This window comes from Actinobacillus ureae ATCC 25976 (assembly GCF_000188255.1).
Classification (GTDB): domain Bacteria; phylum Pseudomonadota; class Gammaproteobacteria; order Enterobacterales; family Pasteurellaceae; genus Actinobacillus; species Actinobacillus ureae.
On sequence record NZ_GL831080.1, the window covers coordinates 1345099 to 1350805 of the forward strand.

Consider the following 5707-nt stretch of genomic DNA (forward strand, 5'->3'; position numbering starts at 1 on the left):
AAAAAGGACAAGTTTTTATTCATATTTTAAAAAAGTGGGTTAAAGCCTTGGAATATAAGGCTTTAACCCACTTTTTACCAACCTTTTTGTCTACTATGCCAATTAAACAGTCTAACTTTTTGGGGTCAGATCATAATTACAGGGCTTTTCTATTTCTCATCATTTCATAGCATTTCGTAGTAGTTTATTTTTCTTTCGGTAAATTTGACGGTATAGCCTTGCTGTTGTCGATAGAAGAACGCAAATACCGTCAAATCCATGACGGTAGAATACTACTGCTTCCCAACACTTTCTTTTCCCAACTCATAATACTCTTTTATTGGAGTACCGTAGCCATCTTTAGTTATTGTGACATTTTGGGCAAATTTGATTGCGTTGCCGATGCCTTTGAGGTGTGCGGCGAATAGAAGTCCTGTTTTATGTGCGGCACTGCCTTGATAAACGCCTTTTGTTTCCATTGTGCGAGCATTGCGGTTCATCAGTTTAATAACAGCATCATCTTGAATCATTTTTGAATTCAAAAAGGCAGACTTTCCGCCGGCTAATACCCAATTCTCTGCGTTTGCTAGAAAAGCGCTGTGCTGAACAGCATTTGCACCACTGCAATACCCGATTTTGTCTTAATTGCTGCTGCATATTTATCTTTTTGAATCAAACCAACATCTACCTGCACCGAATTGGTAAGCACCTAAATAGCCATAGCTATTTTCTGCCGTATAATCTTCTCCGCTCTCACGCTTGGCTAGTGCTTGTAATAACATTTTGGTTTGATTCAAAGTGAGTCCTTGTGCCATATTCCTTTTTCCAATTGATTTTAAAGCTAAATCAGCAATTTGTTTTGCCATTTTAATTAAACTCATTTTTACCAACTTTTTGAGATTAATAATGCTTTTGGGCAATCAATCTATAATTGGGTTCAGTTTTTGTCTTTTCCTTAAATAATTGACACAAAAAAAGCGAACCATTCGGTTCGCTCTTAAACGTATTATCTACTAATTAATTATTAGCAATCTTGCTTGCCATATTGCTCTTGGCGTAATAATTCACGTACGCTTTCATCGAATTGGCTTAATACTTTATCTGCATCTGCCGCATCTTTACCTTTTGCATCTAAGTAGAACTTAATTTTCGGTTCTGTACCTGACGGACGTGTAATTAAACGGCTACCGTTTTCTAATACGAATACAAGAATGTCGCTTTGACGATCTGTTTTCGTATGGTCAATTAGTTGAGCCACGCTGAAACCACCGATTGCACTTGGTGGGTTGTTGCGTAATGCAGTCATTAATTTACCGATTTCAGATAAATCGCTTACACGAATTGAAATTTGACCGCTTACATAAGCGCCGAATTCATTATTGAAATCGTTGATTGCGTCTTGTAACGTTTTACCTTGTGCTTTTAAGTTACAAATAAAGTCTAAGAACACAATAGCCGCTGAAATACCGTCTTTATCACGTACTTTATCAGGGTCAACTAAATAGCCTAACGCCTCTTCGAAACCGAACAATAAACCATCTACTTTACTGATATATTTAAAACCGGTTAAGGTTTCTTCTGATTGTAAACCGTATTTTTTCGCAATCTCAGCCAATGCAGGTGAAGATACTAATGAACAAGCTAATACGCCTTGTTTACCTTGTGCGTGATACTGCTTAGCTAAATACCAACCTAATAAGCAGCCTACAACGTTACCATGTAAACCTTTCCAGTTGCCTTGCGCATCCGGCATTGCCACCGCTAAACGGTCTGCGTCTGGGTCGTTCGCAATGATAAATTCCGCATTTTTCTCTTTCGCTAATTTAATTGCCAAGTCTAATGCACCTTTTTCTTCCGGATTTGGGAAATTCACGGTTGGGAAAGAACCGTCCGGTTGAATTTGTTCTGCCACTAAATGCGGTTGTGGTAAGCCGGCCTTTTCTAACGTTTTACTTAACACTTCATAACCGACACCGTGCATTGCGGTATAAACATAGTTAATCTCTGCTGCCGGCTCTTTCGCTAATGCAGCTGTTTTTGCGATATATGCTTCTACGATTTTATCATCTAATACCGTAAAGTCTTGGCTACGTGGTAGATCCGCAATATTACCTGCCGCAACTTTATCAATTAATGCCGCAATATCTTTATCCGCTGGTGAAACAATTTGACCACCGTTGTTTGCTTTACCTAAATACACTTTATAACCGTTATCTTCCGGTGGGTTGTGACTTGCTGTCACCATAACGCCCGCTGTAGTATCAAAATATTTAATTGCATATGCAAGTACAGGCGTTGGCAATTTACGAGGTAATAAGTAAGCTTTGATCCCTGCACCCACCATAATTTCCGCGGTGTCACGTGCAAACACGTCTGAGTTTTTACGGCCGTCATAACCAATAACGATTGAAGGTTCTTTATCATAGCCTTTCAAGTAATCCGCCAAACCGCCGGCAGCTTGAGCCACTAATACTCGGTTCATCCCCATAGAACCTGCTCGTAAACGACCACGTAAACCTGCCGTACCAAACTGTAAACGGCCGTCAAAACGTGCTGTTAACTCTGCTAACGCTTTTTCGTCACCTGCTTGTGCAGCTTCAATCAGTTGAGCTAATTCAGCACGAGTTTCTTGATCTGGGTCTTGTGCTAACCAGGTTTGTGCAATAGTAAAAATTGTACTCATAGCAATTCCTTAAACTAAAAAATAATGAATGAAAACATGTATAGCCTATCTGAAAACAGCGTAAATAAAAATGATTTACTTCATCTTTTTAGCAAGTTTGTGATCTATTTCTCAAATAAAAACCAAGCAAACGGTTGCGACTATCTAAATGAAAAATAAGCATTTTTCGTATTAATCAGATTTTATACAGTCGAAGGGGGAATCTGCTTATTATGCCATTTTTTTACACGAAAAGACATTCGCTATCGCCCTAAACAAGCGGTTAAATTTTAGCTAGATTTTGCAAATTTTTCACAAAAAACGACCGCTTATTCTCTGACACGAATCCTGATTGTAAACTTTTTAAAATTAATAGATAAATTTTTCGGATAAGGTCAGAATGCGCATTTTTCTAGTTATTTTGAAATTTTCTTTCAGTTTAAGATGTTAACGACTATGTTTACTTTTATCCAAAAAGCAGTCAACAAATCGCTGCGTAAAATCATTAATACAAAAAATCGCCAAGCTTTACAAAATCACTCGATGTCAGTAGTTTCTATTAATTGCAACGGCGCATTTATCTTGCATGAATTAGGTGAACAATTCCGTTCGCCGTTTGTTAATTTATACCTTTCACCGACCGATTTTTTAAAATATTTAAAAAATATGTCGCATTATATGCAAGCAAAACTCACTTTCTTGGCTACGGAAAAAAATTATCCGGTGGGTAAGCTAGATAATCTTACGATCCATTTTATGCACTACCATTCAGAGCAAGAAGCAGCAAGCAAATGGGAAGAACGAACCAAACGCATTAATTTGGATAATTTATTTGTAATGATGACCGACCGTGATGGCTGCACTTACCAAGATTTGCAAGAATTTGACCGCTTACCGTTTAAAAATAAAGTGCTATTTACTCACAAGCCTTACCCAGAATTAAAATCAACTTTATATGTGAAAGGGTTTGAAGATAAAACACAAGTCGGTGATTTGTTTGAGTTTTCTGGTTGGAACGGCAAGAAATATTACGATCAACTGAATTATGTGAATTGGTTTAATGGCAAAGGATTCTAAAATTATGTTTAAGGTGTATGGTCTAACGGTAGATAACCAGACACGCTGTCAGCATTATCATTCTGTGCTGGATATTATCGCTATTAAGTTCAAATGTTGTGATAAGTTTTACCCGTGTTATCAATGCCACCAAACCTGTGAAACTCACGCTATTGAACGTTGGCAAGTAACTGAATTTGATCAGCCGGCGATTTTATGCGGTAACTGCCAACAAACTTTGACCATTCAGCAATATATGCAGGTTACACATTGTCCTTATTGCCGAGCACAATTCAATAGTGGCTGTCAGAAACATTATTCGATCTATTTTGAAGTATGAGTTTAAAGCTCGAAATAGTTCGCACATAAATAGAAATAAGCGGTCGAATTTGCAGAAAATTTTGCAAATCCGGCCGCTTGTTACATATGTATTGAGTAACTAAGAACTATTTTTTCTTAGTTGGGCGCTGCCAGCCTTGGATATGGCGTTGTGGTACACGACTAATCACTAGCTCATTTTCCGCCACATCTTTGGTAATAGTTGCACCCGCACCGATAGTTGCACCGTCTGCGATAGTAACCGGTGCGACTAATTGGCTATCTGAGCCAACAAACACATTGTTGCCGATAACCGTTTTGAATTTGTTTGCACCATCGTAGTTACAAGTGATTACACCTGCACCGATATTACAATTGCTACCTACTTCCGTATCACCGACATAGGTTAAATGGTTTACTTTAGAACCTTTACCTACTTGAGCATTTTTAATCTCAACGAAGTTACCAACATGGGTTTCTTCCGCAAGATTTGCGCCCGGACGTAAACGAGAGAACGGACCGATTTGCGCCGCTTTACCCACTACTGCATCTTCAAGCACAGAATATGGTTTGATTTCTACATCATCACCAATTTCGCAGTTTTTAAGTACACAACCTGCACCGATACAAACACGATTACCTAGTTTTACTTCACCTTCGATAATTACGTTTACATCAATTTCAACATCTTTACCGTGTGTTAAGCTACCACGAATATCAAAACGAGCAGGATCAATTAAACGCACACCGGCTAATAGTAATTTTTCTGCTTGTGTTTTTTGGTAGAAGCGCTCTAATGCGGCAAGTTGTAAACGGTTATTCGCCCCTTCAACTTCCATAAATTCACTTGCTTGTACCGCTTGAACTTTATAGCCATCTTGGTTTGCCATTGCGATTACATCTGTAATATAGTATTCGCCTTGTGCATTGTTGTTATTTAAATTACCTAGCCATTTTTTGAAGCTTGCGCCGCTTGCAACCATTACACCCGTATTCACTTCACGGATTTTTAATTGTTCCTCATTCGCATCTTTTTGCTCTACGATCGCAACTACAGATCCGTTTTCACGAATAATACGTCCATAACCTGTTGGGTTATCCAACTCAACGGTTAACAGCGCAATACCATTTTCTGGTTTTGCTGCAATTAGACGTTCTAAAGTTTCTTTAGTGATTAACGGCGCATCACCGTAAAGCATTAAGATATTCTCATCATCCGCAAAGAATGGCGCTGTCTGTTGCATTGCATGACCTGTACCTAATTGCTCTGCTTGTAATACCCAGTTTACCGGCTCAGAACTTAAGCGTTGTTGTAATAATTCACCACCGTGGCCATAAATTAAATGAATTTGTTTTGCATCGATTTGCTTCGCTGTATCAATAACATGTTTAACCATTGGCTTTCCTGCAACGGTGTGAAGCACTTTGGGTAAATCAGAATACATACGAGTACCTTTACCCGCAGCTAAAATTACTACGCTTAATTGAGTCATTGTGTAATCCCTTAATGAATTAAATAAATACTATAATATTGTAATAGAAAAATGTAATAAACAGAATGGGCGATATTAATTAGAGCTTATTTTGCTTCGTTTACTTTTATTGGATACGAATTCATCCAATTAGTTCGAATCTCTTTGCAATATTTTATAAATTATAAAATATAGATAAAAAGCTCCGACCAATGATCTG

Annotated in this window: 6 protein-coding genes; 2 read left to right on the forward strand and 4 right to left on the reverse strand. The window is 38.0% G+C overall.

The window, feature by feature from the left end; translation table 11 throughout:
- Nucleotides 1–272 precede the first annotated feature (272 nt).
- The 3 genes from HMPREF0027_RS12585 to HMPREF0027_RS06305 all read right to left on the reverse strand — a co-directional run bounded on the left by HMPREF0027_RS12585 (nucleotide 273) and on the right by HMPREF0027_RS06305 (nucleotide 2662).
- Nucleotides 273–509 (reverse strand): hypothetical protein, encoded by a 237-nt coding sequence (locus HMPREF0027_RS12585; RefSeq protein ID WP_044024328.1) that lies wholly within the window; start codon nucleotides 507–509, stop codon nucleotides 273–275.
- Nucleotides 510–638: 129 nt separating this feature from the next.
- Complete coding sequence (locus HMPREF0027_RS12590) at nucleotides 639–845, reverse strand: lysozyme family protein (protein WP_244261844.1); 207 nt, start codon at nucleotides 843–845, stop codon at nucleotides 639–641.
- A 158-nt stretch (nucleotides 846–1003) separates the two neighbouring features.
- Complete coding sequence (locus HMPREF0027_RS06305; protein ID WP_005623177.1) at nucleotides 1004–2662, reverse strand: phospho-sugar mutase; 1659 nt, start codon at nucleotides 2660–2662, stop codon at nucleotides 1004–1006.
- A 435-nt stretch (nucleotides 2663–3097) separates the two neighbouring features.
- On the opposite strand from HMPREF0027_RS06305, the gene HMPREF0027_RS06310 reads away from it, so the two are divergent.
- Both HMPREF0027_RS06310 and HMPREF0027_RS06315 read left to right on the forward strand, forming a co-directional pair.
- Entirely contained in the window at nucleotides 3098–3718 is a 621-nt protein-coding gene (locus HMPREF0027_RS06310; RefSeq protein ID WP_044024329.1) for a DUF1919 domain-containing protein, read from the forward strand.
- Nucleotides 3719–3722: 4 nt separating this feature from the next.
- Nucleotides 3723–4037 carry a CHY zinc finger protein gene (locus HMPREF0027_RS06315; RefSeq protein ID WP_005623186.1) on the forward strand — a complete coding sequence of 105 codons (315 nt, stop codon included), beginning with the start codon at nucleotides 3723–3725 and terminating at the stop codon, nucleotides 4035–4037.
- Nucleotides 4038–4143: 106 nt separating this feature from the next.
- On the opposite strand, the gene glmU is transcribed toward HMPREF0027_RS06315, so the two are convergent.
- Nucleotides 4144–5508 carry a bifunctional UDP-N-acetylglucosamine diphosphorylase/glucosamine-1-phosphate N-acetyltransferase GlmU gene (gene glmU / locus HMPREF0027_RS06325; RefSeq protein WP_005623190.1) on the reverse strand — a complete coding sequence of 455 codons (1365 nt, stop codon included), beginning with the start codon at nucleotides 5506–5508 and terminating at the stop codon, nucleotides 4144–4146.
- Nucleotides 5509–5707 lie beyond the last annotated feature (199 nt).